This is a genomic window from Chryseobacterium gambrini, from assembly GCF_027920505.1.
In the GTDB taxonomy this organism is placed as follows: Bacteria; Bacteroidota; Bacteroidia; order Flavobacteriales; family Weeksellaceae; genus Chryseobacterium; species Chryseobacterium gambrini.
Window position 1 is genome coordinate 1,066,161 of record NZ_CP115857.1, and the last position, 26,732, is coordinate 1,092,892.

A 26,732-nucleotide genomic window follows, 5' to 3' on the forward strand; every position below is an offset into this window, starting at 1 on the left:
AGAATTTTACCAACTATTTTTGACTATTAAACCTGTATTTAAAAACTAAAAAACAGGAAACTAAAATTTCCTGTTTTTATTTATTGATAAATCACCACATCATTTTTTTTAATCTGATAACCTGTTTTTTTATAAGGAACTAAAACGTAGCTGTCTTTGATATGTTTTCCGCTTTTCCATATCTTACTTTTTCCCTGTCTGTCGAGAATAATGCTGTTTGCGCTTCCGTCCGGAATAAAAATTTCGGCTTTTTTCATGTTTTTACTGAAGATAACTGCCGTTGATGTAGTGTAGCTTTTATCTGAACTTACTTCCTTTAATTTGATTTTCTGTTCAAAAACTCTTACGCAATCATTTTTGATCTGAGAATAGGTATAACCTGCGGAAGCTTTGCAGCCATGAACATCTTTGTCTCCGCCTACAACATGCGTCTGCTGTGCAAAGACTAATGAACCAAGGAACATTGTACTGAATAAAATTGTTTTTCTCATGTTTTAAAATTTAAGTTTTCAATTGTCTAAAAATTATGCCAAAGCACTTTATAGTGAGTGTTTATTCAAAAATACAAAAAAAGCCACTCTAATTGAGTGGCTTATATGATTTATTTTGTCCAGTTGATTTTGGAATGTTTCACATCGGATGAGTTGGTTCCGATCATGATATCAAATTCACCCGGTTCCCAGTCGTATTTCAGATCTCCGTTGTAGAATTTCAGGTTTTCCGGAGTAATATTGAAGGTAACTTTTTTAGATTCCCCTTTTTTCAGCATTACTTTCTGGAAGCCTTTCAGTTCTTTTACGGGTCTTGTAATGCTTCCTACCATATCTCTGATGTAAAGCTGAACTACTTCTGCTCCATCATAACTTCCTGTATTCGTTACGGTAACGGATGCCTGAATGGTCTGATTTCCTTTTGGATTTGCATTGGAAACTGTAACATCAGAATAATTGAATTTTGTGTAGCTTAATCCATAACCGAAAGGATACAACGGCGTGTTACACTCATCCATATAATTGGAACGGAATCTCTGGTATTCACATTTATCAACCAGCTTCTGATCTAACGGGCGACCTGTATTTTTAGCATTGTAATAAATCGGAACCTGCCCTAAACTTCTTGGGAAAGTCATCGGCAGTTTTCCTGAAGGATTTACTTTTCCGAACAGCACATCAGAGATTGCATTTCCTGCTTCAGAACCTGCAAACCAGACATTAAGAATTGCATCCGGAGTATCTTTTATGTTTGTTAAAGCTAAAGGACGACCTGTGAAAAGAACGACTGCAATTGGTTTTCCAGTCTTTTTTAATTCATTTAAAAGATCTACCTGAGACTGTGGAATGGTAATCTCTGTTCTTGAAGATGATTCTCCGCTCATTTCAGCAGATTCTCCGATAGCCAGAACAATAACATCTGCTTTGTTCGCTACATCTACCGCTTCTTTTAATAAAGCTTCTTTTGAACGGTTATCTCTGTCGGTTTTCTTACCGTGCGCTGCATAGATGTCTTCCAGTTTTGCATCATAATCGATGTTGGCTCCTTTTGCAGAAATAAATTTCACTTCTTTGCCAAAATTTTCCTGTAATCCCTGCATCAGATTAACGGCTTTCTCATGTTTTGCTGCAACGCTCCATGTTCCTGCCATGTTCAGAGAGTTATTAACCAATGGTCCGATTACGGCAACGGTTCCTGATTTTTTCAAAGGCAAAACCTGATTGTCGTTTTTCATCAAAACCATGGATTGTGCAGCGACGTTTCTGGCAATGTTTCGGTTTTCCATATTGTACACCTCTTTTGCTGCCAGTTTTGCATCTCCGAATTTATACGGATCTGAAAATAGTCCTAAATCGTATTTCGCCTCAAGAATTCTTTTTGCTGCCATATCGATTTCACCCTGAGTTATTTTTCCTTCTGCTAAAGATTTTTTCAGGGTCGTTAAGAATCCTTCGCCTACCATATCCATATCAATACCTGCTTTTAAAGCCAATGCAGAAACTTCCTGAAGATTTCCCATCCCGTGATCTACCATTTCATTGATTCCGGTATAATCGGTGACTACAAAACCTTTGAAGTTCCATTTGTTTCTTAAAACTTCGGTTTGCAGCCATCTGTTTCCTGTTGCCGGAACTCCGTCTACTTCGTTGAAAGAAGCCATTACAGAAGCTACTCCTGCATCTACCGCCGCTTTGTAAGGCGGAAAATATTCGTTGAACATTCTTACGTGGCTCATATCCACTGTGTTGTAGTCTCTTCCTGCTTCACCTGCGCCGTACAGCGCGAAATGTTTAACGCAAGCCAGAATATTGGTTCCATTGGCAAGGTCTTTTCCCTGATAACCATAGACCATATTTTTTGCAATTTCGCTTCCTAAATATGGGTCTTCACCGGAACCTTCGGAAACTCTTCCCCATCTTGGTTCGCGGGAAATATCCACCATTGGCGAGAATGTCCAGTTGATTCCGTCGGAAGCTGCTTCTTTAGCGGCAACTCTTGCCGACTGCTGAACTAAATTCATGTCCCATGAAGCGGCTAATCCTAATGGAATCGGGAAAGTTGTTTCGTAACCGTGGATGACGTCCATTCCGAAAATCAATGGAATTTTAAGCCTGCTGTTTTCCACTGCCACTTTCTGAACGGCTCTGATTTTATCTGCTCCTTTTATATTGAAAAGCCCTCCGACTAAACCCTGTTCGATTTTTTTTCCGATGTCTGAGCTTTTAGCCAAACCAGTTGTAAAATCGCCTGAACTTGGTAAATTAAGCTGTCCGATTTTTTCATCTAAAGTCATTTTCGACAAAAGATTATCCACAAAAGCTTTCTTTTTAGCCTGATATTGAGCCGTCTGATAAGACTGAACGGGCTTCGTTACCATTTCCTGTGCCGAAAATACAGGAGCCAATGCTAAAGTGGCGATTACAATTAACTTTTTCATAACTCTATCTTCTTTTAATTATAGTTCTATTTTTAATTTTTTTATCTAAACGAAAAGTTGAAAAGTTTTTTTTAATTATCCTGTCCATTTTCTGTTCGCGTAGGTAATTTTATAAGCTAAGTATGAACTATTCATTTAGCAAACACTTTTCGTTTAACGATTTATACTAGATTATTTCTCTTTTCTTTTTGACAGCATCCATTCATATAATTTAGGATTGGAATAGGTTGAATCCCAAGAATTGTGATTGTCATTTGGGAAAATCGTCAATTCGGCAGAGGGATTTACAGGATGCAGTGCCTGATAAAAATTAAATGCATTTTCCGGTAAAACAACATCATCCATTCCGCCATGAAAGATTTTCATATTCAGATTTTTGTACTGATGGATGTTGGCGTACATTACTCTGTCTGTAGGCGCGCAAACCGGAACGACCGCCGCAAACATTTCGGGATGTTCCATTGCGAGTTTAAGTGTTCCCCAACCTCCCATTGAAAGTCCGGTAAGGTAAATTCTTGAGGCATCTATTTTGTATTTTGACTGAATTTCTTTGATCAAATTATATACGGTAACGGTATCCCACCACATATTTTCCGGACATTGAGGTGCTAAAATTGCCATCGGTTCTTTTATTAAATTTTTGTAGGTAAACGGACTGTGCGCTTTTACGATTTCCAAATTATTGCCTCTTTCTCCGGAACCGTGAAGAAAAACAATAAGCGGAACGTTTCCTTTTGCATTCTGAGGAAAATCCAGTATGTAAGAAATTTTTTCCTGTCTTTTTATTTCTTTATTGAGTTCTGCTTTTATTTCCTGCGCATTTGCTTTTAAAGAAAATAAAAACGGCAGCAATAAAGCGTATTTTAGTTTATATTTCATATCAGAATTTGTATGTTTTGGATATTCTAATTTAACATTCTTTTTTTAATAGCCCCGATTGCAGCATTTGTCTGAGCTCATTTTAGAGTTTCGGCGGCGGCGGCTTCGCCGCCGCCGAAACTCTAAAATAGCGAGTGCGGAAAGCGGGAAAAAGCTCCTGAAAAAATTATTTAATATGATATTTTTCGGATTTGAAGCTTAGTTTCTTTAATCCCTGCTGAATTTCAGGTGCATTCATGAATAGTTTCCACAAAAATCCGGTTCTGTAATTTTCTATCATTGGAGCGATCGTTCCCTGATCAATCGCGAGATACCTTGGCGTTGTCCAGTTATTGTAATGAATAGACGTTGCATCGTAAGGTCCGGCTGAGCCAATAAATTCAGGTTTTCGGGTATAAATAAATCTTAAAAAATCCATTGATTCTTTTGGAGAATACGGAAAACTGCTCAACGCTGCAGTAGGAGTAACTACCCCACGGTCATTTTGCGGAAAATGCGCATCATATCCTGCGCTTCCGTCCTCATTTCTTGAATAACTGGCTGTTAATCCCCAATAATTGGGTCCATATCCTTTCCAGTTTTTGGGATTTTCAACGCAATATTTGTAATCAATAAGAACATGATTTTTATTTAAATCAAAATAGTTTTTGATTAATTTATCTGATAAATTCGTCGGATCCAGACCGATATAGGAATAATGTGCCCAAAATAAAGGTCCTCCGTATTCTGCTGCGCCATTGTGCTTTACGTACATCGGCAAACCATATTTTTCTTTATCTGAAAGGTAGGTTCCGTTTCTTGTCCAGCCTTTGTAATAGGTTTCGGCATCGATCGGATAAGTAGGTGACGAAGCGGCTAAAATATAGGTAATTAAACATTCGTTGTAGCCTTCCAACGGGAAGTTCATTTCCCACTGATAATCGGGCGACCAATGCCAGTAAAGAACTTTCTGCCCTCCTTTTGTGTACCAGTTCCATTGGATGCCTTTCCAAAGTTCGTCACATTTTTTGGCTAAAGCTTTTTCTTCAGTGTTTCCGTTTTTAAAATATTCGCGAACCATTAAAATTCCTGAAGTTAAGAAAGCGGTTTCTACCAGATCTCCTCCATTATCTTTTTTGCCGAACGGCACTGTTTTTCCAGTTTCACCATTGATCCAGTGCGACCATGCTCCTTTATGACGATCTGCCTTTGCAAGAAAATCCATCATGGTAGTCAATCTTTTCACCGCATCTTTTCTTGGGATAAATCCTCTTTCTACGCCGACTAGAATGGTTGCCAATCCAAATCCTGATCCTCCTGTTGTCACAACATGTTTATCATTATCCGGATAGATATTATCTTCGTGATAGCGTTCTCTTCCCAACATTGAATTGGGTTCTGCATAATCCCAAAAATACTTTAAAGCATCTTTCTGAACTTGATCCATTAACTGCTCGTCTGTGATATTGCTTTTTACAATCTGAACTTTTGATGCTTCCTGCATGGAAGTTTGTGAGTTCTTACACGAAACCGAGAGTGATGATATAGCGATGACTGAAAGTATTATCCTTTTCATAATTTAATTTTGTTTAAAATCCATACTGTGTAGAATGGAATCCTAATTTTATTAATCCCTGCTTAACATCGGGCGCATTCATAAATAACTGCCATAAAAACTGGCTTTTATAATTTTCTACCATTGGTGCAATCGTTCCCTGATCTATTGCTAAATATCTTGGCGTAACCCAATTATAATGAACAGAATAAGCATCATAAGGTCCAGCTACACCTACATATTTATTATAATTTTCATTATACAGAAATCTTAGCATATTCATACTTTCTGCAGGTGTGTAAGGCATACTCGATAATGCTGCTGTAGGAGAAATAATTCCTAAATCGTTATTTGGCTGATGTGCAGCGTAATCATCTCCTCCCGTATTTGGATTTCTGGAATAACTTGCAGTAAGTCCCCAACTTTTTGAATTATAACCCTGCCATCCTTTCGGATTGGCAACGCAATACTGATACATTATTTTAGCATGATTGGTTGTGGCATCGCCATAATTTACATATTCATCGGACAAGCCTCTCGGATCCAGTCCTAAAAATGAATAATGTGACCAAAACATCGAACCTACCGTGCCATTTGCGCCGTTATGATTGACTACAAGAGGCAATCCGAACTGAGATCCTGTATTTTTTATACTTCCGCTTCTGGCCCATCCCTGCTGATAAACAGGTTTATCGATTGAGTAATTTGGAGATGCCGCAGCCATCACATAGGTAATTAATGTTTCATCAAAACCTCTTAACGGCATATTCATCTGCCAATCATAATTGGGAGACCAATGCCATGTAAGCATATTGGGAGCTGCGGGATTTTGTGTATACCAATTCCATTCAATTCCTTTCCATAGCGCATCAGCTTTCTGAGAAATCGCTAGTTCTGTAGTATCTGAAGAGTTTTTAAAATATTCTCTCACACAGATCAGTCCCTGCGCAAGAAATGAAGTTTCTACCAAATCTCCTCCGTTATCTTTCTGACTGAAAGGTACAACCTGACCGTTGGTTCCATTGATCCAATGCGGCCATGCTCCGTGAAAACGATTGGCATTCTGAAGGAAATTAAGTGATGTCGTCAATCTTGAAACCGCTTCTGCTCTGGAAATATATCCGTTTTTAATACCCACTAAAATAGTCATGAGTCCAAAACCTGAACCACCGGTGGTCACAATATTTGCATCCTGAGAAGGATTATCGGTATGATATCGTTCTCTTGCCAATTTTGATCCTGATTCGGCGTAATCCCAAAAATACTTTAAAGCATCTTTTTGTACCATTTCGATGAGTTGTGCATCGGTATAGTTGTTGTTGGGAGTTTCTGTATTGCCTCCAATAGGTGTTCCTGAACTCGGTGATGAATCTTCTGAAGAACATGAATTGATTAACAATCCTGTAAATAAAACTATTGTTAGAACTTTAGTCATAGTATAAATATAATAAAAGGAAGATTTCTCTTCCTCTTATTATAGTCTATTTATTTTTTATTAATATAAAGATCATTAACCTCCGCAGGTGTTAGAGCACTTACATACATTCTAAACTGGTCTAAGCTTCCGGACCAGGATTTCATCCAGCCCTCACTAGGGTTTCCAGAACCACCAATTCTAAATCCGTTAATTTTAGAAGTATTAAATTTAACTGCGCCGTGTCCTGCCCAAGTCTTGGTAGATTTTGCAACTCCATCTATATATAGTGTCATTCCTGAAGTCGTAGCATCATAAACAAAAGCTAAATGATGCCATTGATTATCATAAATACCTGTCAAACTACTGTCAGAAGGCCATTCAAACCATTTGTCACCCGGCTGCTCATCAACAAAAAATTTAATTGTTGGTATTGCTGCTGTTCCTTCAAATAGAGCAAACATACTTGCTTTTGCCCAATTATCACTTGTCATACTAAAAGCAAATTCCGTATTACTAGAATCACCATTCTTTTCCCAAAATGCTACTGTAAAACTTCCTGCTTTATTTGCAAAATCATTAGAATTAAGGTATTTCAAGAAGACTTGAGAGCCTCCACCTTTAAAAGCTTTACCAGCAATTCCATCCACTTGAGTAATTGTATTATCAGGAGCAAAACATGGATATCCTGATAACTCCTCAGCAAATTTGTTTTTTAAATCTGTACCGCTCTTATCAAATGGAACAAAAAACCTAAGATTTCCAGCAGGTAAATTAGCCTGATCTTTAGGATATTCTCCTAATTCCGGTCTTTCCATATCTTGGCAGTTTGTCAAAATTAAAGACAAACATGAAATACTTAAAATTTTTAAAATACTTTTCATGATTAAAAAATTAATAATTAGGATTTTGGATTAATACACCTTGAGCTTTATCTATAGCCGTTTGTGGAATAGGAAAATATTTATTTCTGTCTTGATATCCTAAAATACCTAATACATTAACAGCATCTCCCCAACGAACTAAATCGTAGAAACGTTCACCTTCCATTGCAAATTCAACTCTTCTCTCTTGTTTAATTGCATCTCTTATTTGAGCCTGAGTAGTAGCAGTAGTATTTGCCAGACCAGCTCTTGTTCTTATTAAATTCAAATAAGTTATTGCCTTTACCGTATTCCCCATTTCATTAGCACTTTCAGCAGCTATCAGAATAACATCCGCATATCTCATCAATTTTATATTAGTCCAATGATTTTTATTCTCCCCTTCCTGAGCTCTTCTCGCAGGATCGGTATATGCTTTCTTATTCCAATATGGTTGAATTGACGCTAACGTTGAAGGAACACCTTCAGCACCACCTGAAGCTAATATGGTTGCTCCCTTACGAATATCTCCTGGTTCGTAGGCGTTTATTAAATTCATTGTAGGCACATTAAATCCCCATCCTAAATCCCAAGTCCCAGATCCTCTTACACCTTGTGATTCCCAGTAGTTATTAGAATAGTTTACTTTATTAATTCTTGCAAACTGTACCTCCCAAATAGACTCAGACTTATTGTCTCCCTGATCAGTAAATAGTGTTGAATATGATGGGTATAGTGAGTAGATACCTGAATTAATAACAGTTTCGGCAAATCCTAATGCTTCACCCCAGCTTTTTTGGTAAAGAGCTAACTTTGCCAAATAAGAGTAAGCCATTCCTCTTGTAGCTCTACCTTTCTGACTTGGCCAATCCGCCGGTAAAACAGAAGCTGCAAATTGAAGATCATTTTTTATTTGTACATCAACTTCTGCTACACTTGATTTTGCTTTAATTTCATCTTGAGGATTGACAACCTTTTTTGTAATGATAGGAATTTCACCATAATCTCTCCTAAGATCAAAATATGCGAAAGCCCGCATTGCTTTTGCTTCTCCTAAATTTATTAATGTAGCAGCATCCGGATTTTGGATTGCTTCAATATCTGCAATTACACTATTACAAGCGAAAATTAATTTATAATGACCATTCCAGTTTGCTACAGCAGTACCTTCTGTTTTGGAATACTGAAAATTATCCATTATATTACCCATTGCAGAAGCATCGGCAGGAATACTCCCTTTCATTGCATCATCTGAGCGAATGCTTTGAAACCAGTGACGGGTCCAATCTGTTACTCCTCCTTCTGTTCTTAATTGGCTGTATAATCCAAAAATCTTAGCTTCCGCACCACCAATACCAGCTTCACCTTCTGTTGCGATTCCTAAAGGCTTTCTATCTAAAAAATCGTCACCACAAGAAGTTAAACTTAAAAAACTTATTGCCGTAAAAAAAGAATATTTAATTATTGTATTTATTTTCATAATTTAAATGTTAAAAAGTTACATTTACACCCATAGTCGTTATAATTGGTAAAGGATATCCTCCATTATCAACTCCAAATTGTGTTGGTGTGCCACCAGCTTCAGGAGTAAATCCTGAGTTATTTCTCCACGTAACAAGATTTTGAGCATTTAAGTATAGCTTAAGACTGCTTAAACCTATTGATTTTGCAACACTTGGATTAAAATTATAACCGAGTTGAATATTTCTTAGTCTAACATAACTTCCATCTTCAATCATATAATTTGAAACATTATTTGTATTATAATTGTTTCCATCATTAATAATTGGCTCCCAGTTAGATGTTCCCGGACCATTCCAAGCTGCTAACCTATCCTTTCTATAATTAAACTGAGCAAACGTACTTCCGTTACCCCAATTTCTTAATACTTCGTTTCCATATACTCCTTGTACATCAATACCTAATGACCAGTTTTTATAATTTAAATTTAGATTTAGTGCATAAGTAAAATCTGGAGTTGGATTACCAATAATAGTTCTGTCTTTATCATCAATCTTTCCATCTCCATTCAAATCTTTAAATTTCAAGTCTCCTGGACCATAAGTACCCAGTGTACTTGTTGGAGATAGCAAAACATCTGCATTTGTTTGATAAACTCCTTCCACTACATATCCATAAAAATATCCTATAGGATAGCCAGCTTCAGTTACTGAGTTTCCATCAAAAATTCTATATCCCGGCTCAAATACTGAAATTACTTTATTATTGTATGTTGTAATATTTCCACCAATTGAATAACTAAAATCTGAACCAATTTTATCTCTCCAAGATACAGACCCCTCAATACCTTTATTTTCTATTTCTCCTGAATTTCTAAAATAATTTTGCACTCCTGTAACATAGTTAAGAAGATCTTTTGTTCTCTTGTTATAATAAACTCCTTCAACACTTAATCTATTATTAAATGCTGATGCTTCAAATCCTGCCTCATAACTTGTGATAACTTCCCATTTTAAATCAGGAGAATTTTGCCAAGCCAATACATATCCCGGATAAAGATCTTTTTGAAATCCTACATTTGCAAATACAGCATTTGCTCCTGAAACATATCCAGGGTAATTAGGATATCTGTAAGGAGAGAATCTATTTCCTAATTGTCCATAAGATCCTTTTAACTTTAATGAACTGAAGAAACTATTATTCATAAATTCTTCTTTGCCTAAATCCCAAGCAGCACCTAAAGCCCAGAAATTCTGATATTGGTTAGGGTTATCTGCAGCAAAAGTAGCAGAACCATCACGTCTGAATGATGCGTTGAAAATATATTTCCCTTTGTAGTTATACAAAACTCTTGCAAGATATGAAATACTCGCGCCGTCGTCATATTCAGATGAATTTGCTGTTCTTGTGGCAGGATCTCCAAAAGGATAAGTATCTAAATACCAGAATCTTTTATTCCAAGGAATTGCATTTTGATCACCAGCTTTCTGTGTAACATTCCCAGTCATCTGTTCAAATTTTTCATCATAAACAGTATAACCTGCAGTTGCTGTGATACTATGCCCTCCAAAGTTTTTATTCCAAGTTAATAAATACTCCTGCTGAGTGATGATATTATCGGTAGAATTTTGATAAACAGATGTTAGCTGTCTTCCTCCAAATGCATTTGTTGTTCCGCCAGTTTCTCCAACATATAATTTTGTAACAGGATTATATCCTCTTGCACGTGTCATCCCAAAATCCACCATATAGTTTGTACGGAAAGTAAAATCGTTCCAAAATTTCACCTCTGCGAATGCATTGGCAAGTATTCTATAGGTTTTTGATAATTGAGTTCCATTAAGATAATCAACTGAAAGTAATGGATTGCCAACCTGAGCATCACCTAATCCTATTGGCAATTGATTATATAAACCTACCTGATTGTTAAAAGGTTGTACAATCGGAACAGCTACTAAGGAAGATGCATAGCTTTGAAGCCTGGGATTATTTGTATACGATCCATTGACTGAGAATCCGACTTTAAAGTTTTTACTAAAGCTAAATTCATTATTGAAATTAACATTAAATCTCTTTAAAAGCTCATTATTAATTATTCCTTGTTCTTCTAAATGCCCTATCCCAAAGTATGTCTTATTTTTTTCAGTTGAACTTGAAAAGCTAAGGTCATTTTTGATGATAGTAGCTCCATTATTAGTAATCGCATCTATCCAATCGGTATCTGCATTAAAAACATTATAATAACTGTACGGTGCAAGTCCTTGATTGGCTCTGTTACGATCGTACAATGACCTAAATTCTGCAGCGTTTGTTAATTCTGGCTTACCTGTCAAAAATTTTGTCCCTAATGAAGAACTGAAATTTATTGTCGGTTTACCTGTTTTTGCTCTTTTTGTAGTTACTATAATAACACCATTAGCTCCTCGAACACCAAAAATGGCAAGTGACGAAGCATCTTTTAAGACTTCAATGGATTCAATATCATTTGAATTTACAAAATCCATATTATCAGACCATATTCCATCTACTACGTAAAGAGGTCTAGAATTGTATCTGCTAACAGTTCCTCTAATCCTAATATCGGGAGTTGAACCTGGTTGACCGGAATTTACAACTGCCAAACCTGCAACTTTACCTTGTAATGACGCAGCTGCATTTGCATTAGGCTTATCAGCAACATCAGATCCACTTATTTTAGCTATAGATCCCGTTAGATCTCTTTTTTTAGCAGAACCATATCCAATCATCACTACCTCCTCAATCTTCTGCTCCTTCGGAACAGAATCTTTTGGAGTAGTTTGCGCATTGACATTCATACCGAAGTATAAAACCGCAATGAGACATGAATACTTTAAATCACTTTGTTTCATATAGTTTAATTTTATTCGTACAATCAATTCTTAGATCAAAAGCAGTAGCTTTTGAGTGCCTTTTCTGCTGAGAAATAACATATTCTCAATAAAAGACATTAGTCAAAATTATAAAAATATATTCAACAATGTTAATTATACTTAATATTTTTATTATTCTGTTAATTTTTAACATTTAAAGAAAAACAATTAATTATTATTTATATTTGCTAAATCATTTAAAATAACGGTTATTATTAAATATTTTTCAATTTCTTATTCATAGCATTAAATTAAAAAAAATTTAAATAAATTCTTATTACCCGTTTATAATAAGTACTTTAAGAATGATAACTCCACAAAATCTATTTCTTACATAAAGTAATAGTATGACAATAAATATGAATATAAAATTTGTTAAACTAATTCTACTGTTATAAATTTGGTTCAGTATTTGACAATCATTAACGTTTAATCAATATCAATGAAAAAATATATCATCGCAGCGGCTCTTATGACAGGAATCGGAGCAGTTATCAATACAACAGTGCAGTCTTGTACGACTCTCGCTACGTCTGATCTTGGATTATCGATTATTAAAAGACTTCTTTTAAACGGAATCGATAAAGGAGTTAATGTATACAGCAACAGAGATGCTTTTCTGCAGAACAATATGGTGGATAAAGCTCTTCCGAAGCAGCTTAGAGACATCAACTCAATGCTGGAAAAAATTGCTCCTTCTCTGGTTGCAAAAGAAAGAGCTTATATTGCAGATGCGGCAGTTTACACCGTAAACATTTCAAAACCCATCCTTGTGAATGCCGTTAACAGCCTTAATGCAAATGATGTTACAAGAATTATTCAGGGAGAAAAGGGAACGGCAACTTTAATTCTGAAAGAAAAAACCTCTCAGCAGCTTATTGCCGCAATTACTCCGAAAGTGGAAGAACAGCTTAATCAATACGGCATTGTGAAAAGCATCAACACCGCTTTATCAGGCAGCAATTTATTGGGCAGCCTTTTAGGAGGCAATAAAACTTCTGTAAATTCAGGAGGATTGAGCCAACTGGCTTCCGAGCAGCTTGTGAACGGAATCTTCAACATCATCGAAGATTATGAGATCCAAAACTCCAAGTCGCTTCTGGGACCGCTTGGAAAATAGAAAAATTTTAATTATATTTATGTAGATTTTTAAAAAGCAGATGGATATATTACAAGGAAATCAACACGCAAGTCCCGAAGATTTTTACAATTCTTTGAGGGAGAAACTGGAAGGTCACCACGATTTTCCGGAAGATTATTTATTTAAATTTATTATTCCGACAGATCAGGCAAAACTTACGGAGATTTATAAAGTTTTCGACGGGATCAAATTTACACTGGGAAACCGCGAAAGTAAAAACGGAAAATATACGGCCTGCAATATCAACGCATTCGTTTTGGATGCAGATCAGGTTGTCAATATTTATCAGGAGGTCGCAAAGATAGAAGGTGTCATCCTATTATAAAAACGAAAAAGTCAGCTTTACGGCTGACTTTTTTAGTTTAAATTATCAATGAATTTATTTATTTCTCAATAAAATACTTTACGTTTTCAATCGGTCTTCCGAGCATTGCTACCGAGCCTTTAATGATGATCGGTCTTTGGATCAGGGACGGATTTTCAGCCAGAACTTTGATCCATTCTTCTTCAGATAAATTTTTGTCTGCGAAATTTTCCAGATACAATTTATCGGTTTTTCTGATGATGTGAAAAACACTCTGATTCAGCTTTTTTAAAACAGTTTTAATTTCCATCTCACTCAACGGATCTTCAACGATGTTGATGATCTCAAACGGAACTCCGTTTTCGTCGAGGTATTCTAAAACCGCATTCGATTTTGAACAATTTCCATTATGTAAAACCTTCACCAACATGATTATTTATATTTAAAAATTAACTGTTTCTTTAGCAAATTTAGAAAGAAATAAAATGATTACTGCTTTAATGTATGATAAAACTTTGTTAAAACAAACCGTTTAGTTCCGCTTCGATCTTTTCTAAAATAAATCCGAAATCTTCAGGCTTTTCTACAAAATCAAGATCATCCACTTCAATAATCAAAAGTTTGCCTTCCGTATAATTGGAGATCCATTTTTCGTATTTCTGATTCAGTTTTGAAAGATATTCGATGCTGATGGATGCTTCATATTCTCTTCCTCTTTTGTAAATTTTCTTTACCAGATTCGGAACGTCAGATTTAAGGTAAATTAATAAATCCGGCGCAGAAACGAAAGATTTCATCAGATTGAAAACAGATTCGTAGTTTTTAAAATCACGGTCTGAAAGAAGATTCATATCGTTCAGGTTTTCTGCAAAAATGTGTGCATCTTCATATATCGTACGATCCTGAATAATATTTTTGCCACTTTCTCTGATCTCTTTCACCTGCCTGAATCTGCTTCCTAAAAAATAGATCTGAAGCGCGAAACTCCACTTGCTCATATCTGCGTAAAAATCCTCCAGATAAGGATTATGATCTACATCTTCAAACTGGGCATCCCAACCGTAATGCTTAGAAAGCATTGTGGTTAACGTGGTTTTTCCTGCTCCAATATTTCCTGTAACTGCAATGTGCATATTTTCCTTAGTATATTTTTTAAATTTTATAAAGATCTAAATTCCGGCAGCCTGAATTTCAGAAGTATCCTCAATAAGTCTCTGGAGAGAGCTTTCCGCGGGATTTTTACTTTCAATTTCCTGAGTTTTCTTTTCAAGTTTTCCTTCAGCACTGTTTGGTTCTGCTGTTTTCTCAGCCGATTTTTCTACATCCTGCTCTGTTGCTTTCTGCTTGGGATCAGGCTCCGTTTGTGGTTTGGCTTCTTTGTTATTTTCCAGGTTGTAAAGATAAAGTTTGTTGGCTTTTATTTCAAAATAAGACAGCGTATTTTTATCCACAATCTGCGCATCCGGATCTTCAAAGATCTTCACCATTTCTTTTTCCGGAATGTACTTTAAAATAGAATTATTGGTGATTACCAGTATAAATTCATTCTCCCGTCTGAAACGTTTTCCGTTTTCCAAAGGGGCTTCAAACAGCTTTTCAAACTTTAAAGAATAAACGCGGATGTATTTTCTTGTTAAAACATACACTTTATTTTCGTACACCAGAAGATCCATTAAATCGTCAATACTCGCATCGAAAGGATAAGAATTGATGGTCGTTTCATTTCTGAAATTGTACTGGATCAGACGTTTTGTACTGTCGTCCAAAAGCCAGAGCTGCTGCAGATCTTCCGCATATGCCATTTTGATAAAACCGAATTTCTGTTTAAAATCGACCTTTTGGATTTCGTTTAAATTTTGGTCTACAAATTTCATTTCCTGAGCATTCTCAGAAAACAAAGGCACACTTAGCGGGTTTTGTACCGTCTGTACTTTATAAGGAACCGTAAGCATCATTTTCCCGATCTGCCTACCTAAAGAATCGTACTTTGTAAAGCTGAAATCTTTGTTTTTATAGATGTACAGGTTTCCGTAATCGTCGGCAAGCATATCTTTTGCTTCCTTCAGTTTCAGCGTGTCTAAAGGAAGGGCTTTCTGCGCGGATAACGAACAGAAAACCAATGCAAATATGAAGGATAATAATTTCAAATTCTTTTACTAAGATAGCGCTCCGGAAAGGAACGCTACCAATTTACTGCTTTTATTTATTTCAACAGAAATTGCGGTTCATTTTAACTTATTTAATCGCAATTTCATAGATTTTCGACCAGTTTTTACCGGTTACCAACATATGATCTCCTTTGAAGGCGATTCCGTTAAGAACGTGTTCGCTGTTGTTCTGAGTATATTCTTCCGTGATCTTTGTAAAATCAAATTTCCCTACGGTTTCTCCGGTTTCAGGATTAATCTTTAAAATATAAGGCTGATGCCAGATATTGGCATAAATAAATCCGTTGTGATATTCCAGCTCGTTGATCTGATTGTAAATTTCTTTATTTCCACCCACAGAAACAGTTTTCACCACTTTGGAAGGATTATTTACATCCAGAAAATACAGTTTATTTGAACCGGTGTCTGCAATAAGATTTTTTCCGTCATACGTTAATCCCCAACCTTCTCCGAATTCATTTGGCAAAGGAAATTCTGAGATTTTCTTTAACGTATTTTTATCGTAAACAAATCCGATTTTATTTTGATAGGTCAACTGATAAATTTTATCTCCGGCAATGGCAATTCCTTCGGAGAAAATATCGGCGGGCTGTTTTTCAGTCTGCGCCGGAGTTGTACTTCCCAAAGTATATTTTATTAATTGTGAAGCTTTTTCCAGCCCGTCACTTTCATAAACCGTATTTCCTTCCATGAGAAAACCTTCCACAAAATTGTTCGGATCATGAGGATATTCTGCTACAATTTCAAAAGGAATATTGGCTTCAGGATTTTTGGTAAAAACGTTGATGGTGGCATCCTGATTTAAAATCTCTCCGCCCTTCGTTTTAATATTGAAGGTCACCTCATTATCGCCATACGCAAAAAACTTCGGATCAATGGTTAAATCTGAGGTTTCCTTATCTCCGAAACTTATGGAAATACTTTCTGCATTTTCCGTAACTTCCTGCGGAAGATTCAGCTTATCACCAAAATGATATCCCTTCTCCTCCATCGCATTGTTATAATCCGCTAAAGAATCAAGGATTTTTTTATCGTTTTTACAGGACAGCAGCAGCAAAGCTGCTGCAAAACCTGCGATCAGGCTTTTCTTCACTTTAAGTTTTTTATTTTCATTACCAAGACAGAAGACATCAAAATTTATTTGATCGCTACTTCATAAATTTTAGACCAGTTACCAACATATTATCTCCTTTAAAAGCAATTCCGTTCAGTACATCGTCGCTTCCTTTGGTATTTTGCTTGGCAATTTCTGTAAAATCAAAAGTTCCTACCACTTCTCCGTTCGCAGGATTAATTTTCAGAATGATCGGTTTCTGCCAAACATTGGCGTAAATAAATCCGTTATGGAATTCCAGCTCATTCAACTGATCGTAAGCCTGAGAACTTCCCGCAACGGCAATGTATTTTACCATTTTTGAAGGATTGTTCGGATCTAGGAAATATAATAATTTACTTCCATCTGAAGCAATTAGATTTTTTCCGTCGTACGTTAATCCCCAACCTTCACCCAAAACATTAGGATAAGCAAATTCCTTCAATAATTTTAAAGAGCTTTTATCGTAAATATATCCTTTTTTGCTCTGCCATGTTAACTGATAGACTTTATCGCCAACAATGGTGCTTCCTTCAGAAAAGTCTTCCTGTGGCTGTTTGGTTGAAGCCAAAGGCGTTGTAGTTCCTAACGTATATTTTAAAATCTGCGAAGAACCGTTCTGTCCGTCGCTTTCATAAATCGTGTTGCCTTCAATCTGGAAACCCTGCACGAAATTTTTCGGATCGTGAGGATATTCGGCGATGATTTCGTAATTGATTTTCTGCTCAGGATTTTTGGCAAAAACATTAATGGTTGCGTCCTGCGTTAATGTTTCGCCGTCTTTTGTTTTGATATTAAAAGTAACAGCATTGTCGCCTAATGTAAAGAATTTAGGATCTATCGTAAGACCGGATGTTTCTTTATCTCCGAAACTGATCGAAATGGTTTCTGCATCTTCGGTTACCTCTTTCGGCAAATCTAGTTTATCTCCGAAATGATATCCTTTTTCCATCATCGAGTTGTTGTAATCTGCCAAAGAATCCAATACTTTTTTGTCATCTTTACATGAAGCCAACAACAAAATCGCTGCAAAACCTGCTATTATATTTTTTTTCATTGATTTCTAAAATAATTTCCCCAAAATTAGCAAAATTTATTCCTCTGAACTAATTTCATGAAGATCTTGACCAAATTGTAATATGTAACCGTTGTTATCATAGATCGCAAATTCCCTCATTTCCCAATCGAACGTTTCTATTTCGTAGCAGATTTTTGTTTTGTCTTTCAGTTCGTCCCATAATTCATCTGCATTTTCTACGTTAAAATAAAACGAACCTGTAAACCCTATTCCGTTAAATTTCTCATGCTGATTCGGTTTAGTAAGCATGATCTCTACTTCATCTTTCTGCAAAGAAGCCCATTGCCAATCATCATTTCTTTCCTGTAAGGTAAAACCAAGAATCTGCGTATAAAAGGCGATTGTTTCATCGAATTGTTCTGTCCATAAAACAGGACGAAGGGAATTGAATTTTGCCATCATTTATATTTTGAATCTCCTATTTTATCAATTTTCGAGATAGGGTTTTAAACTTTCCTTCAAAATTCCGTTCCAGCCCTCAGTAAAAGATTCTCTTGAAAAATGTTCGCCCAGATCGTTAAAATGATCAATATCTTCATGAATAAGCTTTACTAAAGTTCCGTTTTCATCGGGTTTCAATTCCCAGGTTACGGTTGTTTTTTTATCGGAAAATTCGGGATAAGCCCAGGAATATTTCAGTTTTTCATTGGGAACAATTTCTAAAATTTCTCCCTGATGATGATACTTTTTCTCTTCCCCCGGTTCATAAAAGTTGAATATTTTGCCGGTTTGCAGTTCAAAATCAAAAATATCGAAATACCACGACTGCATTTCAGTTTTATCGGTTAATGCTCTCCAGACTTTATAAACCGGAGCATTTATTTTCTGCTCTACAATAATTGGATGACTCATATTTCTGTTTTTTTATTGATTGAATGCAAAAATGATGAAAGAAAGTAAGACTATTTTTTATTTATAAAACCTCAGAGGTTTATAGTATTTAAACTTTCTGAAATTATTTTTTTAACAAGCTTTCGATAAGCTTACTTTGATTTTCTATTATTTTTGCCATTTGCTCCTGATTTTCTAAAATCTTTTCAATAAGATCTTGAGATTGAAAGTTAAATATATTTGATTCTGTAGGATTTATAACAATTGGACTTACAATGTAAGAATTTCCTTCAAATTGTGAATTCGATAAATCTACATTTGGAATTTGTTCCTGAATCAAATCAAAGAAATCCACTTCAAAAATTTCTGCAATTTTCTGAAGGTTTTGCAAAGTGGGTTTAGCTTGTCCTGTTTCCCATTTATTATAAGCAGGCTGGGAAATATCAAGCTGATGTGCGATATCCATTTGCGACCAGCCTTTCTGTTCTCTTAGCTTTCGAAGCTTTGTTTCTAAACTCATACATTCAAGATTTAAATGCTAAAGTAATGTTTTTTAAAATTATAACCAACGGTTATCGATTTTATAACTGTCGGTTGTTGTACAGAAAGGGAAAAGATTATATCTTGGCAACGTGATTTAAAAACAATCACTTTTTTAAAAATATTTATTAACTTTAAAAAAAACATTTATGAAAAAGATGTTATTCGTTGCAGCTTTAGGAGTTGCGGGTTTATTATGTGCTAAAGGCACTGTTAAAAGTAAAAAATCAGTTATCAAGCCAATTGTAAAGAAAAGTCTTGTAATGAAGACTCCACAAATGCCGAGTCAATGGGTTGAATGCCATTCACCTTGTGGGAAAGTTTATTGGCTGCAAGCTTCAAACTATAATACTCCGGCTGAACTACTTGATGCTCAGCAAGAGTTTAACGACATTAAATGTGGTTAATGATCTTTAATTTTAATAATATCCGTACAGTTTTGGCTGTACGGATTTAATGTTTAAATATGAAATATTATATTAGTGCATTTGCCTGCATATTCTCAATCTTAATTAAATCTCAATTCTCAGGAAATTTTACGTTACCTGCTGAAAAATATAGTGCAGAAAATTACGATAAAAGTATTCAGAATGTATACTATCAATTATCTTTTGTATCAGACCCAAGAACCAATAATAAAAAGGAAGTTATTTGTGTTTTACAATTAGGTGAAAAGTTTTCTAAATTTGGAGAATTGAATGCTATAAAATTAGATTCACTAACCGAAAAATTTAGTAATCAGCAAAATATTGGTGCAAAAGAAATGAATCTGATGTCGCCTGTTAACACGAGATGGAAACCTATTTTACTGAGAGATATTAGTAAAAACATTGTAACAATACAGGATAAAGCAAAGGAGTCATTTCAATATTCTGAGAATCAGCCTACAATTAATTGGAAATTAGAAAAAGAAACAAAACAAATTCTTGGATACACTTGTAATAAAGCTACAACAGAGTTCCGAGGAAGAAAATTTACGGCGTGGTATACTAAAGATATCCCAATCAATAACGGTCCCTATATTTACAATGGTCTACCGGGTTTAATAATGGAACTTGAAGATAAAAAAGAGCACTATCATTTTACCGCAATAGCCTTGGATAAAAAGCCTATTAATATTTATTTAAGAAATGAAGACAAAATTTTTAAAATAAGCAGAGAAAAATATAGAGAGGTACAAAAGGCATATCATGATAATCCAAATTTTTATTTAGGTGATTCTTATGATTCAGGGGGAAATGTAATTAAAGAAAAAGCTAAAGCTAAACCTTATAATCCTATTGAATTAGAATAAAAAATAGGCTGACCTTTATTGGTTAGCCTATTTTATTTTTATCTATCCCAGTGTTTTGGCTGGCGGGGGTACCCTTTTAAAAAATCTCTGCTTCAAGAGCTAAATTTTTAATAAAAAAAGCTGAAATTTTTGCCAAAACATCTAAAAATTTCACTGAAATACTTAAAACTTTAGTAAAAAGAACTAAACAGAATGTAATAAGACTTAAACGGAGCGTAAAAAGACTTAATGAGATATTCAATTCACCTTAACGTTTAAGATTTTAGTAAATTAAGCTTTAAAAATGCTCTTACAACACAATATTATTCTTAGGAACAATGGCAGGAGGAAGATTGGTTTCGTCCAGCATATCTCTCATGTCAATTTCAATGGTTCGGCTGATCTGCGTGATCGGAACGTCATTTGCGCTTCCCTCAAAAGGATTTACGGAAGCCTCTCCCACATTATCCAGCGTATGAAAACACCACGTTACCAAAAGCGAGAAAGGAATATTAAACCATATTGTAAAACCTTCAAAAGAAGTTCCTTCTCCTAATTTATCAAATTCTTTCAGAAGTCCGAAAGGTACAAAGATGATAAAAAGTAACAAAAGATAGGTTGTAATCGACGAAAAATTTCTCGGATAGGGAAAGTTTTTAATTCTCTCTGCTTTTCCCTGACTGTCTGTAAATTTCACCATCTGCTGATTGATCTGCGTCCACTGAAAATCATTAATTTCGCCATTTGCATACGCTTCAGACAGTTCTTTACTTTGAAATGCCATTAGTTGTGTCGCTCTGTTCTTTTTGCTTAAAATATACTTCAGTTCATCATCCGAAAGATAGTTCTTCAGTTCATCATCCAGCTTTGAAATTCTTTCTGAAATCTCATAATTTTTGGCATATTCGTCAAACTGAGGGGTATTGACATTTTCCCAGACTCTCGGCTCACGAAGCTGAAAACGTAGAGCGGTAAGCCATGCATAATGACGCTCGAACATCATTTTTACTTTCTCAGGATTTTTCTCGCGTAAGGAATCTCTTAAAATATATCCGAAACTGCGGCTGTCGTTAATAATGGCTCCATAAATTTGTCTTGCTTCCCAAAGACGGCTGTAACTTGCATTGTTTTTGAATCCTACGATGAATGCCACTGCTGTTCCCATGATGGCAATCGGCTGCCAAGGAAAGGAAATAAACTTCCATCCTAAAAAATACATCGTGGTAGGAATTGCCGACAAAACGGCTAAAATAATGATGCTTCTTTTTGTCCAGAGTATAAATTCTATGGCTCCAAATCTTTTTCCTGCGTGCATAAGTGTTTTATTTTTAGTTTAAATGTTTAAAATGAATTTCTGAATTTAAATATACAATTCATTTTTAGTTTTTTGTAAACGGAATGTTGTTATAAAATCCGATCTGGATTTGTCCGCGGTTTCTGTTTTCCTGAATCTGGTTCATATATCCCGCTTCAATTCTCATATTTTTATTAATGACATATCCTAAAGCGCCGTAGACTCTGTTTCTGTCGAAAACAGGACTGTCGAAATGAAGAAAAATTTCATTGTAAGCCGATGCATAAATTGTTTTGGGCAGCATTTCCTTGTTATTGATCGGAATATTAAATCCTAAAAAATAACGAAACCTCATCCTGAAATCATCTTCCAGAAAACGCTCTTCCAGACGATAGCGATGCTGAATATTAAAACGTCCGAATTTCTGCTTTGTAATATACTGCTGAAAAATCCGGTGCTCTATATTTTCTGTTTTTTCTCCTTTCACGTAAGGCTGACTCAGAATGAAACCGTATCCCAACAAAACATTGTTATTGTTCTCGGTAAGATCGTAGCCGATTCCGGTACGGATTAACAGTTGTTCCAAGTCTCCTATTCCGTCGAAATTTCTGTACTGGATTTCGTTGTGGAAGTTCAGTTTTTTACTGATTTTATTGTTTCCGAAATACATATACCACGCTCCCAAATCACTTTTCTGAGCCTGTGAAAAAGTTGCTCCCAACGTAAAAATTCCCAAAACAGCCTTTTTTAAAATATTCCTCATACAGTTATATTACTATTATCTATCGTTTTCAACAAATTTAATATTTTAAATCAATAATAACAAACTGCATATTTTATGCTGCCTTAACTTTTTATTTAACCGCAAAAGTCACAAAAGATGACTAAACTTTTATTTAAAGTTGATCATTATGAATGATTATGTTGGTTTATGAATAGAAGATAAAAAAACTGACAAAAATTCGTCAGTTTTAAGGTTCTACTATCATTCTAAGAATGCTGCTGCATTTTTGCAGGATCGTCATAATTTACCATCCAGTTGATCCCGAATTGATCGGCAAACATTCCGAAGTAAGCTCCCCAGAAAGTATCAGACATGGGCATCGTTACATTTCCGCCTTCGGAAAGTCCCGCGAATAATTTGTCCGCTTCTTCTCTGGATTCTGCATTAATGGAAATTGAAAAGTTATTTCCCATCACCAGATGAGCAGCGTGATCGCAGCCTGCATCACTTCCCATTAAAATCGTTTCTTTAGAAATCGGAAGCGAAATGTGCATAATCTTGTCTCTGTCTTCTTCTTTTGTTTCCTGACCTTCCATTGGAGGCATCTCCCCGAATGTTCCGATGTAAGGATATTCTCCGCCGAAAACAGATTTGTAAAAATCGAATGCTTGTCTGCAATTTCCGTTAAATGTTAGATAAACGTTTACTGTTGCCATAGATGTGTCTTTTTTTATAGTTTAGTTTTAATTTTTAACTTGTCTAAGCTTTTTTACCACAAAAGATTTTGACACTTTAGTTTTTTAAGTTTAATGGAAAAAAGAGCACGTAAGTTAAAAAATCAAAGATTTTTTCTCTTTACAGACTTTTGAAATACTTTAAATCCAATAAAGTCTTTTGTCTCTTTTGCGGTTAAATTTAAAATGAGTTTAAACAAACTTTTTAAATAATAATTCCGTTTGAACTTTTTATCACATAAGAGTTTAAAATGATTTTTAAACCTGATAAAAAGAACAATTTAGTTATTAAAAAACCTTTGATTCTGCTCTTTCGTGATGGTATTAAAAAGAATAAACATTATCTGTGCTGATCGATCAGGATCATATTTCCGTCTGGATCTTTCAGGTAAATATGTTCAGGACCGGAAGTGTTTTCATCGGCTTCCTTCTGTAATTCCAGACCCTGTTCTTTTAATCTTTTCTGGATTTCCCGAACATCGTCGAAAGAATCAAGATTCTGTGCATTCTGATCCCATCCCGGATTGAAAGTAAGCATATTCCCGTCGAACATTGCCTGAAAAAGACCAATGATATGGTCGCCGTTTTTCATGATAAGATAGTTATGATCGATATTTCCCGCCATCTGGCTGAAACCTAATTTTTCGTAAAAATCTTTAGACTTCTGAAGATCTTTTACACTGAGACTGATTGAAAAAGCGCCTAAATTCATACTTGTTTATTGTTTAATGCCAATTTGTATCCTGCCAAAACCAATCCCCATACAGCAATTCCCAAAACCCAGAACCAGAAAGGAGTCGGAAGCATCACCATATTGTAAATGGTAAAAAAAGTGAAAATAACTCCACAGATGATTGCAGAAGTCGGTTTTCCGTTGTTGGCAACTTTAGTGGAAATAAATCCTGCAAGCAAAGCTCCCAAAGCGTAACCGAGAATCACGATAAATTTTCCCATGAACGGTAAATTTTCCACATACGCTCTGAAACCTTCCAGATCATCCGGTCTCAAACCCGCCGGAAAAGGATACAGCGCATGACCAAGTCTTTCCATCAGCCAGACTCCGATGGATCCGGCGATCATTCCTGCGATTACCGCTAAAATTCTTCTTAACATGATGATTACTGATTATTAATTCTTGTTTTAAAATCAAGCGTTCCGTCGTAGCTCTTCCAGTCGCCGATCAGTTCGATGTACTGGGATTCAACTTTTTCAGCATCTTTATTCCATTTAAAAGTATAGATGAATTTACCTTTCAGAATTCCGGAATGTTTTCCTTTGTTTTCTTCCGCCAGTTCGTATTCCCCGAAAACGGTTCCTCTTTTTTTGGCATCCTTATATTTGGTAATGATGAATTTGCCTTCGAATTTAGCATAGGTTTTATCAACCAAAGTGTAGCCTGAAACGAAATATTCCTGATCGTTTTTTTTATTCTGCTCGGAAATGTTGATTTTCAGCTTAATCTGCTGATTTTTGTTTCCGATGGTTCCTGTGTACGCTTTGCTGTTATTCAGCCAGACATTGGATATATCGGGCATCTGTGCAAAGATGAAATTGGAAAGAAGTACAAAAAGTAATAAAAGTTTTTTCATATTGTTTATGTTTTTTTAAACGCCGAATTGTGCAAGATGATGATTCAAATGTTTTGCAAACATATTGTTCCATTCCTGAGCTTTCAGCTTTCCGAAAGAAAAGGATTCTTTCCCGTCAAATGCAGAAGCTCCCAATTGCTGTGTTTTCTGGATAAAGCCAATCAGTCTTTTTTTCTCTTCTTCGAAATTTTTGTGATCTGCGATGATGAACTGAGGCGCAGTAGGTCCGTTTTGTGTATAGGCTTTTTCACCCACAACTTTAGGTTTTACAAAAGATTTTAGGATAAATTTTGCAATTGCACCCGGCTTTTTATGCTTTTCCGGTTCGTAAACCATTTCGTAAGACACGTTACAATGCGCCAACATCTGGTCTACAGACATTTTCCCCCACAGACCTTTGGTTTCCGGCGTAAGATTATTAATCCTATCAATGTAATTCTGAGCATCTTTTGCATCAAAAACGTTTTCCATAGCTTTTTTAATTGTTAAAAAACAAATATATCAGTTTTTTCCGATCCTTTTTTCATCATTTAACAAAAAGAATACAACCCATTATAAATCAAATTATTAATCGAATAAATTTAAGCTTAGGATAATGGGTTTTGATCAGATTTTTTTTATAATTTAAAAATTCAAAAACTGATATTCAGAATTTGTGATAATAAATGTTTAGAGAAACCGTTAACCAAAATAAAACTATAATCTTGAAAAATTCTGTTACCTTTTTATTACTTTTCATTTGTTCTTTTTACCATGCACAGGAAATGGAAATATGCAAATGTGATCTTTTAAAAAAATCCGAAGACAGTATTAACGCTTTTTACGCAAAACATAAGTTTAAGACGATTTCCAAAAAAGAAGCTTTGAAGCCCAAGTATGATTACATTTCAGTTAAATATTTAAAAAATTATTCAAAATCGCAGGATATTGTCGATTCTTTGGAGCTTAAAATCAGTAATGAGATAAGCAAAATCGTTCCTGATACGGCTTATGTTTCTTATAAAATTCGGGACTCTATTGAAAGACTTGAATATTCAAAAAAATTTGGAGATATTCCGAAACCCGTAATTATCAAGACAGGTAAACTCCATGGTGCTATAGCTGTCTTATATCAGACCCGTAATGTTTATCATCCAAAATATTATCTTAGAATTTCTTATGATGAAGGGAAAAGCTGGAAAAACTATTATACTGGCTTGGAGAAAAGTGCTAATTATTTATTCAAAACAAATTCTAAGTATCCTTTATGGAAAAATAAAAACAGTATACAGATTGAAGCAGATATTGTGAGAATGATTAAAGAACCTTTGTTTCCATCAAGTCCCCTTCCGACATATGAAGCAATTAAAAACAACGCTTTAATAACTTTAAATTTAAAGGAAATTATTAAAGATTCTGATGATGATGGCATTAACGATCTTGAAGAAAAATTTGTCTATTTTACGAATCCTTTATCAGCAGACACAGATAAAGACGGCATTATGGATTTTGACGACGAAAATCCCCGATATAAAAGCCTTAACAACGATTTTACAAAACTCGTAGAAATATTAAGATTCGGAGATTATCCATTACTGACAAATAATTCTACAGTACGAATGGATGAATTTATCACCGATTTAAAAACAGTTCACGATGATATACAAACTCAGATAGAAAAGCAGAAATCTGAATTTAAACCACGAGAAAAAAGTTTATTGGATTTATTAGAATTTAAAGTTATTGTTACAAATGATGAAAACATCAGGCGGATGGATACCTATGGAGAGAAAACCATATTTCTGACTTCTAAGGAGTATTCTAATTATTTAAAATATAATTATGGTATTAATTATTGCAATTACAGCAAAATTTTCAAATGTGATGATAAAAAAGATACATACATTTTAACTTTTGACAGCTTAATAATTGGAGAAACCTATATTTTTATCAAAATTCCTGAAGGTTGGATTGTGAGAATCGGAAATAGATGGCAAGCCTAAATAAAAATTC

At 35.1% G+C, this 26,732-nt stretch carries 28 protein-coding genes; 5 read left to right on the top strand and 23 right to left on the bottom strand.

Features of this window, described 5'->3' with window-relative positions; translation table 11 throughout:
• Positions 1 to 80: 80 nt before the first annotated feature.
• From PFY09_RS04730 to PFY09_RS04765, 8 genes are all read right to left on the bottom strand, one after another.
• On the bottom strand, positions 81 to 491 hold the full coding sequence (locus PFY09_RS04730; protein WP_271161595.1) for a hypothetical protein: 411 nt from the start codon (positions 489 to 491) through the stop codon (positions 81 to 83).
• Positions 492 to 601: 110 nt separating this feature from the next.
• Positions 602 to 2,929: a beta-glucosidase BglX gene (gene bglX, locus PFY09_RS04735; protein ID WP_271161596.1), complete on the bottom strand. Its 2,328-nt coding sequence runs from the start codon at positions 2,927 to 2,929 to the stop codon at positions 602 to 604.
• A gap of 171 nt (positions 2,930 to 3,100) precedes the next feature.
• A complete protein-coding gene (locus PFY09_RS04740; protein WP_271161597.1) occupies positions 3,101 to 3,808 on the bottom strand; it encodes a carboxylesterase family protein in 708 nt (235 codons plus the stop codon).
• A 166-nt stretch (positions 3,809 to 3,974) separates the two neighbouring features.
• Positions 3,975 to 5,363: a glucoamylase family protein gene (locus PFY09_RS04745; protein WP_271161598.1), complete on the bottom strand. Its 1,389-nt coding sequence runs from the start codon at positions 5,361 to 5,363 to the stop codon at positions 3,975 to 3,977.
• Between the two features lie 13 nt (positions 5,364 to 5,376).
• Positions 5,377 to 6,777, bottom strand: coding sequence for a glucoamylase family protein (locus PFY09_RS04750; protein WP_271161599.1), 1,401 nt, complete (start codon positions 6,775 to 6,777; stop codon positions 5,377 to 5,379).
• A gap of 50 nt (positions 6,778 to 6,827) precedes the next feature.
• Positions 6,828 to 7,640, bottom strand: coding sequence for a LamG domain-containing protein (locus PFY09_RS04755; RefSeq protein WP_084196457.1), 813 nt, complete (start codon positions 7,638 to 7,640; stop codon positions 6,828 to 6,830).
• Between the two features lie 10 nt (positions 7,641 to 7,650).
• Positions 7,651 to 9,099 (bottom strand): RagB/SusD family nutrient uptake outer membrane protein, encoded by a 1,449-nt coding sequence (locus PFY09_RS04760; protein ID WP_271161600.1) that lies wholly within the window; start codon positions 9,097 to 9,099, stop codon positions 7,651 to 7,653.
• A gap of 10 nt (positions 9,100 to 9,109) precedes the next feature.
• On the bottom strand, positions 9,110 to 11,950 hold the full coding sequence (locus tag PFY09_RS04765) for a SusC/RagA family TonB-linked outer membrane protein (protein WP_271161601.1): 2,841 nt from the start codon (positions 11,948 to 11,950) through the stop codon (positions 9,110 to 9,112).
• Positions 11,951 to 12,413: 463 nt separating this feature from the next.
• Here PFY09_RS04765 and PFY09_RS04770 point away from each other — a divergent pair, with 463 nt between their 5' ends.
• Together PFY09_RS04770 and PFY09_RS04775 are read left to right on the top strand one after the other, a co-directional pair.
• Positions 12,414 to 13,091, top strand: coding sequence for a DUF4197 family protein (locus tag PFY09_RS04770; RefSeq protein WP_271161602.1), 678 nt, complete (start codon positions 12,414 to 12,416; stop codon positions 13,089 to 13,091).
• Positions 13,092 to 13,131: 40 nt separating this feature from the next.
• Positions 13,132 to 13,437 carry a DUF493 family protein gene (locus tag PFY09_RS04775; RefSeq protein WP_076394467.1) on the top strand — a complete coding sequence of 102 codons (306 nt, stop codon included), beginning with the start codon at positions 13,132 to 13,134 and terminating at the stop codon, positions 13,435 to 13,437.
• 58 nt (positions 13,438 to 13,495) lie between these two features.
• Here PFY09_RS04775 and PFY09_RS04780 read toward each other — a convergent pair whose 3' ends face one another.
• The 8 genes from PFY09_RS04780 to PFY09_RS04815 form a co-directional block, all read right to left on the bottom strand.
• Positions 13,496 to 13,846, bottom strand: coding sequence for an ArsC/Spx/MgsR family protein (locus PFY09_RS04780; protein ID WP_271161603.1), 351 nt, complete (start codon positions 13,844 to 13,846; stop codon positions 13,496 to 13,498).
• Between the two features lie 88 nt (positions 13,847 to 13,934).
• Entirely contained in the window at positions 13,935 to 14,549 is a 615-nt protein-coding gene (locus tag PFY09_RS04785) for a deoxynucleoside kinase (RefSeq protein WP_076394463.1), read from the bottom strand.
• Between the two features lie 36 nt (positions 14,550 to 14,585).
• A complete protein-coding gene (locus tag PFY09_RS04790; protein WP_271161604.1) occupies positions 14,586 to 15,563 on the bottom strand; it encodes a hypothetical protein in 978 nt (325 codons plus the stop codon).
• A gap of 88 nt (positions 15,564 to 15,651) precedes the next feature.
• Complete coding sequence (locus PFY09_RS04795; RefSeq protein WP_271161605.1) at positions 15,652 to 16,677, bottom strand: glutaminyl-peptide cyclotransferase; 1,026 nt, start codon at positions 16,675 to 16,677, stop codon at positions 15,652 to 15,654.
• A 55-nt stretch (positions 16,678 to 16,732) separates the two neighbouring features.
• Complete coding sequence (locus PFY09_RS04800) at positions 16,733 to 17,734, bottom strand: glutaminyl-peptide cyclotransferase (protein ID WP_408640181.1); 1,002 nt, start codon at positions 17,732 to 17,734, stop codon at positions 16,733 to 16,735.
• 36 nt (positions 17,735 to 17,770) lie between these two features.
• Positions 17,771 to 18,154 (bottom strand): VOC family protein, encoded by a 384-nt coding sequence (locus PFY09_RS04805; RefSeq protein WP_333781137.1) that lies wholly within the window; start codon positions 18,152 to 18,154, stop codon positions 17,771 to 17,773.
• A gap of 27 nt (positions 18,155 to 18,181) precedes the next feature.
• Positions 18,182 to 18,607 (bottom strand): SRPBCC family protein, encoded by a 426-nt coding sequence (locus PFY09_RS04810; RefSeq protein WP_271161607.1) that lies wholly within the window; start codon positions 18,605 to 18,607, stop codon positions 18,182 to 18,184.
• A 103-nt stretch (positions 18,608 to 18,710) separates the two neighbouring features.
• Positions 18,711 to 19,106, bottom strand: a complete 396-nt coding sequence (locus PFY09_RS04815) for a helix-turn-helix domain-containing protein (protein WP_271161608.1) — start codon at positions 19,104 to 19,106, stop codon at positions 18,711 to 18,713.
• 169 nt (positions 19,107 to 19,275) lie between these two features.
• On the opposite strand from PFY09_RS04815, the gene PFY09_RS04820 reads away from it, so the two are divergent.
• Complete coding sequence (locus PFY09_RS04820; RefSeq protein WP_271161609.1) at positions 19,276 to 19,533, top strand: hypothetical protein; 258 nt, start codon at positions 19,276 to 19,278, stop codon at positions 19,531 to 19,533.
• A gap of 59 nt (positions 19,534 to 19,592) precedes the next feature.
• On the top strand, positions 19,593 to 20,420 hold the full coding sequence (locus PFY09_RS04825; protein WP_271161610.1) for a GLPGLI family protein: 828 nt from the start codon (positions 19,593 to 19,595) through the stop codon (positions 20,418 to 20,420).
• Between the two features lie 289 nt (positions 20,421 to 20,709).
• Here PFY09_RS04825 and PFY09_RS04830 read toward each other — a convergent pair whose 3' ends face one another.
• From PFY09_RS04830 to PFY09_RS04860, 7 genes are all read right to left on the bottom strand, one after another.
• A complete protein-coding gene (locus PFY09_RS04830) occupies positions 20,710 to 21,714 on the bottom strand; it encodes a bestrophin family protein (RefSeq protein ID WP_271161611.1) in 1,005 nt (334 codons plus the stop codon).
• 64 nt (positions 21,715 to 21,778) lie between these two features.
• Complete coding sequence (locus tag PFY09_RS04835; RefSeq protein WP_271161612.1) at positions 21,779 to 22,456, bottom strand: DUF2490 domain-containing protein; 678 nt, start codon at positions 22,454 to 22,456, stop codon at positions 21,779 to 21,781.
• Positions 22,457 to 22,683: 227 nt separating this feature from the next.
• Positions 22,684 to 23,133 carry a VOC family protein gene (locus PFY09_RS04840; RefSeq protein WP_271161613.1) on the bottom strand — a complete coding sequence of 150 codons (450 nt, stop codon included), beginning with the start codon at positions 23,131 to 23,133 and terminating at the stop codon, positions 22,684 to 22,686.
• Between the two features lie 358 nt (positions 23,134 to 23,491).
• Positions 23,492 to 23,863, bottom strand: a complete 372-nt coding sequence (locus PFY09_RS04845; RefSeq protein WP_076394433.1) for a VOC family protein — start codon at positions 23,861 to 23,863, stop codon at positions 23,492 to 23,494.
• Positions 23,860 to 24,264, bottom strand: coding sequence for a hypothetical protein (locus PFY09_RS04850; protein WP_108411201.1), 405 nt, complete (start codon positions 24,262 to 24,264; stop codon positions 23,860 to 23,862). Before PFY09_RS04850 ends, PFY09_RS04845 begins: the two co-directional genes overlap by 4 nt.
• Positions 24,265 to 24,269: 5 nt before the next feature.
• The gene (locus tag PFY09_RS04855) at positions 24,270 to 24,740 is read right to left on the bottom strand and encodes a hypothetical protein (protein ID WP_076394429.1); all 471 of its coding nucleotides are present in this window, start codon (positions 24,738 to 24,740) and stop codon (positions 24,270 to 24,272) included.
• Between the two features lie 15 nt (positions 24,741 to 24,755).
• The gene (locus PFY09_RS04860; RefSeq protein ID WP_076394427.1) at positions 24,756 to 25,211 is read right to left on the bottom strand and encodes a DUF1569 domain-containing protein; all 456 of its coding nucleotides are present in this window, start codon (positions 25,209 to 25,211) and stop codon (positions 24,756 to 24,758) included.
• A 233-nt stretch (positions 25,212 to 25,444) separates the two neighbouring features.
• Between PFY09_RS04860 and PFY09_RS04865 the strand changes: the two genes are divergently transcribed.
• A complete protein-coding gene (locus PFY09_RS04865; RefSeq protein ID WP_271161614.1) occupies positions 25,445 to 26,722 on the top strand; it encodes a hypothetical protein in 1,278 nt (425 codons plus the stop codon).
• Positions 26,723 to 26,732: the final 10 nt, after the last annotated feature.

Excerpts from the sequence above, each read along its gene's own strand:
- PFY09_RS04730 (WP_271161595.1), bottom strand. The coding sequence starts at position 491 with ATGAGAAAAACAATTTTATTCAGTACAATGTTCCTTGGTTCATTAGTC.
- bglX (WP_271161596.1), bottom strand. The coding sequence starts at position 2,929 with ATGAAAAAGTTAATTGTAATCGCCACTTTAGCATTGGCTCCTGTATTT.
- PFY09_RS04740 (WP_271161597.1), bottom strand. The coding sequence starts at position 3,808 with ATGAAATATAAACTAAAATACGCTTTATTGCTGCCGTTTTTATTTTCT.
- PFY09_RS04745 (WP_271161598.1), bottom strand. The coding sequence starts at position 5,363 with ATGAAAAGGATAATACTTTCAGTCATCGCTATATCATCACTCTCGGTT.
- PFY09_RS04750 (WP_271161599.1), bottom strand. The coding sequence starts at position 6,777 with ATGACTAAAGTTCTAACAATAGTTTTATTTACAGGATTGTTAATCAAT.
- PFY09_RS04755 (WP_084196457.1), bottom strand. The coding sequence starts at position 7,640 with ATGAAAAGTATTTTAAAAATTTTAAGTATTTCATGTTTGTCTTTAATT.
- PFY09_RS04760 (WP_271161600.1), bottom strand. The coding sequence starts at position 9,099 with ATGAAAATAAATACAATAATTAAATATTCTTTTTTTACGGCAATAAGT.
- PFY09_RS04765 (WP_271161601.1), bottom strand. The coding sequence starts at position 11,950 with ATGAAACAAAGTGATTTAAAGTATTCATGTCTCATTGCGGTTTTATAC.
- PFY09_RS04770 (WP_271161602.1), top strand. The coding sequence starts at position 12,414 with ATGAAAAAATATATCATCGCAGCGGCTCTTATGACAGGAATCGGAGCA.
- PFY09_RS04775 (WP_076394467.1), top strand. The coding sequence starts at position 13,132 with ATGGATATATTACAAGGAAATCAACACGCAAGTCCCGAAGATTTTTAC.
- PFY09_RS04780 (WP_271161603.1), bottom strand. The coding sequence starts at position 13,846 with ATGTTGGTGAAGGTTTTACATAATGGAAATTGTTCAAAATCGAATGCG.
- PFY09_RS04785 (WP_076394463.1), bottom strand. The coding sequence starts at position 14,549 with ATGCACATTGCAGTTACAGGAAATATTGGAGCAGGAAAAACCACGTTA.
- PFY09_RS04800 (WP_408640181.1), bottom strand. The coding sequence starts at position 17,734 with ATGAAAAAAAATATAATAGCAGGTTTTGCAGCGATTTTGTTGTTGGCT.
- PFY09_RS04805 (WP_333781137.1), bottom strand. The coding sequence starts at position 18,154 with ATGGCAAAATTCAATTCCCTTCGTCCTGTTTTATGGACAGAACAATTC.
- PFY09_RS04810 (WP_271161607.1), bottom strand. The coding sequence starts at position 18,607 with ATGAGTCATCCAATTATTGTAGAGCAGAAAATAAATGCTCCGGTTTAT.
- PFY09_RS04815 (WP_271161608.1), bottom strand. The coding sequence starts at position 19,106 with ATGAGTTTAGAAACAAAGCTTCGAAAGCTAAGAGAACAGAAAGGCTGG.
- PFY09_RS04820 (WP_271161609.1), top strand. The coding sequence starts at position 19,276 with ATGAAAAAGATGTTATTCGTTGCAGCTTTAGGAGTTGCGGGTTTATTA.
- PFY09_RS04825 (WP_271161610.1), top strand. The coding sequence starts at position 19,593 with ATGAAATATTATATTAGTGCATTTGCCTGCATATTCTCAATCTTAATT.
- PFY09_RS04830 (WP_271161611.1), bottom strand. The coding sequence starts at position 21,714 with ATGCACGCAGGAAAAAGATTTGGAGCCATAGAATTTATACTCTGGACA.
- PFY09_RS04835 (WP_271161612.1), bottom strand. The coding sequence starts at position 22,456 with ATGAGGAATATTTTAAAAAAGGCTGTTTTGGGAATTTTTACGTTGGGA.
- PFY09_RS04840 (WP_271161613.1), bottom strand. The coding sequence starts at position 23,133 with ATGGCAACAGTAAACGTTTATCTAACATTTAACGGAAATTGCAGACAA.
- PFY09_RS04845 (WP_076394433.1), bottom strand. The coding sequence starts at position 23,863 with ATGAATTTAGGCGCTTTTTCAATCAGTCTCAGTGTAAAAGATCTTCAG.
- PFY09_RS04850 (WP_108411201.1), bottom strand. The coding sequence starts at position 24,264 with ATGTTAAGAAGAATTTTAGCGGTAATCGCAGGAATGATCGCCGGATCC.
- PFY09_RS04855 (WP_076394429.1), bottom strand. The coding sequence starts at position 24,740 with ATGAAAAAACTTTTATTACTTTTTGTACTTCTTTCCAATTTCATCTTT.
- PFY09_RS04860 (WP_076394427.1), bottom strand. The coding sequence starts at position 25,211 with ATGGAAAACGTTTTTGATGCAAAAGATGCTCAGAATTACATTGATAGG.